The 2,560-nt window shown below is 40.5% G+C and carries 2 protein-coding genes; one reads left to right on the top strand and one right to left on the bottom strand.

The genetic code is table 11. The annotated features are described in order from the left end of the window. Window positions 1–20: 20 nt before the first annotated feature. The gene (gene fni, locus VB694_RS24155; protein WP_323362871.1) at window positions 21–1,070 is read right to left on the bottom strand and encodes a type 2 isopentenyl-diphosphate Delta-isomerase; all 1,050 of its coding nucleotides are present in this window, start codon (window positions 1,068–1,070) and stop codon (window positions 21–23) included. Window positions 1,071–1,347: 277 nt separating this feature from the next. Between fni and VB694_RS24150 the strand changes: the two genes are divergently transcribed. After that, window positions 1,348–2,560 (top strand): Calx-beta domain-containing protein (locus tag VB694_RS24150; RefSeq protein WP_323362870.1); only part of this gene is annotated, 1,213 nt, incomplete at its 3' end.

Here is a 2,560-nt window from a genome sequence, read left to right as displayed (position 1 = left end):
TTCGCCCCTACTTCTTTACTTTATTGTAGTATCTGTAAACTGTCAGATTGCTGTAACTGATACAAAGTTCTGTTACCAGTACAGAATAATACGGTGGTGATTTCCGCAATTAGGACTTCTGTCAATTCTTGCAGTGCTGTTTCTGAGACATCTGCTGCTTGGAGAAATGGCATTGCTAAACCAGCGATATCTGCACCAAGAGCGATCGCTTTGGCTACATCTAAACCATGACGTAAGCCCCCAGAAGCAATTAACGGTATGTGCGGAAACTGGGCGCGAATACTGGTAATACATTCCGCTGTCGGTATCCCCCAATCAGCAAAAGTCCTTCCTAAGCGACGCTGTAAGGACGTTTCTGCCCGTTCGCTTTCCACCAATGCCCAGGATGTACCACCAGCACCAGCGACATCAATAGCCTGTATTCCCACAGATATTAATTTTTCTGCCATTGTTGCAGAAATGCCATTACCTACTTCTTTGGCAATTACAGGAACTGGTAATTTACTGCATAAATCAGCTATTTTGTCAAATAATTCTCGAAAATTAGTATCACCTCTAGGTTGAATAAATTCTTGCAGCGGGTTAATGTGCAGAATCAAAGCATCAGCTTCTAAAATATCAATAATTCGCAGACATTCATCAACACCACATTGATAATTCAGTTGCACCGCACCCAAGTTAGCAAATAAAAGCACATCTGGGGCATATTTACGAATAGCAAAGGTATCAGCAACTTGGGGTTTTTCCAATGCTACACGCTGAGAACCAACACCCATCGCTAGTTTATATTGTTGCGCGATTTCTGCCAAACGACGGTTAATGATTCCAGCGCGTTCAGTTCCCCCAGTCATGGAGGATATTAACAGCGGTGCATTCAGGTTTTTTCCTAAAAAATTGGTGCTGATATCAATGTCGCTGCGATCGCATTCTGGTAAGCAACAATGGGTAAAACGATAGCGTTCTAATCCCGTTGTCACCTGCTGACATTGTACATCTTCCTCAAGACAGATGCGGATATGATCTGCTTTGCGATTTTGGGTTTGTGCTGGGGTAGTGGTAGGAGGGTTCACAGGTAAAGACTCCAAGCTGTTACCTTCATTATTGTGACAGCCTCTAGAAACTTTGCACAAATCAATTAATTCATTCTTATTTATCTGCGGTTAATTACTCTTGGCATCTGATTCTATGCAGCCCCTAATAACCAGACTGTGGTTGGCAATGCCTACCTTACAATAAGCTTTAATATAACTTCATGATTAACTTCAGTGCTATTACTATAGACTTAATTATACAAAATCCCAGAAAATAGTAAATAGACCGCTCAATATTAACAGGGTGTACATCACAATGGATGAACTAACACTACACAACAACCAGGATATCCCCCATCCTCTTTCTGTACTGGAAAACAACGGTTTTTTAGATAGTACAGTTTTCAATCCTCTGGAAGCAAAGCCTCACATTAGTCTTCATCCATCGTTATTACCCCCAATTGAGGCAGTACAAAACTGGTCTAAGATTGTACCAAAAACCCTATCATGGGATGATCGTTTAGGCTGGCAACCTGCTATTACTGACATCCTGCAACAAGACATTTACCCAACTCTTCAGCAGTTTGCACAGTCTCCAGATTTTCAGTCACAGATGCACTCAATTTTCGGAGATAATTTCAATGCTGGGAAATTAAAGGAAATTACTTCTGGGTGGTTAGTTGGTGATTTTAATCAGTTGCCACACGTAGAAATCTTAGACGCATCCGTATTTCCCACAAATACATTAGGGGCTTTTGCTGGAGAAACCAATAAAATCTATCTTTCCGAAATATTACTTAGCAGTGCAAATACTGAACTCATTGAAAATACAATTTTTGAAGAAATTGGACATTCAGTAGACAAAGAAATAAATATTGCAGATACTCCCGGTGATGAAGGACAATTATTTGCAGCAGTCCTTACAGGTAAACATCTGAACGCAGCGCAGATTGCAGAAATTAAAACTGAAGATGATACAACTACAATTTTTGTAGATGGTAGATTTTTAAAAGTTGAACAAGCAGCTACATCTACAGTTACCATAACTGCTTTTAATCCTCCTACAATTACTATTGCTGCTAGTGATGCTAACGCCGCTGAAACTATCAATGGACAAACTCTAAACCCTGGTAAATTCACCATCAAACGTACTGGGGATCTCACTTCAACCTTAGCCGTTAATTATACTGTAGGTGGTACGGCAACTAATGGTACAGATTATAATCAATTAACTGGTGTTGCCACGTTCTCTGCTGGTTTATCTACAGCGATAATTGATTTGGCTGTGATTAATGATGCTCTCTTGGAAGCGAAGGAGACGGTCATAGTTACATTAGCTAGTAATACAAATTATCTACTGGGAACAGCAAAGACTGCTACAGTCAACATTGCAGATAACGACAAACCGATTATTACTATCCGTGCTAGTGATGCCACTGCGGCAGAAACTGTTACAGGACAAGCTGCAAATCCTGGTAGATTTACTCTTACTCGTACGGGGGATTTAAGTTCATCTCCGACTGTTAATG

Source organism: Anabaena sp. UHCC 0451 (assembly GCF_034931405.1).
In the GTDB taxonomy this organism is placed as follows: Bacteria; Cyanobacteriota; Cyanobacteriia; order Cyanobacteriales; family Nostocaceae; genus RDYJ01.
This window is presented reverse-complemented; position numbering and strand designations above follow the sequence as displayed.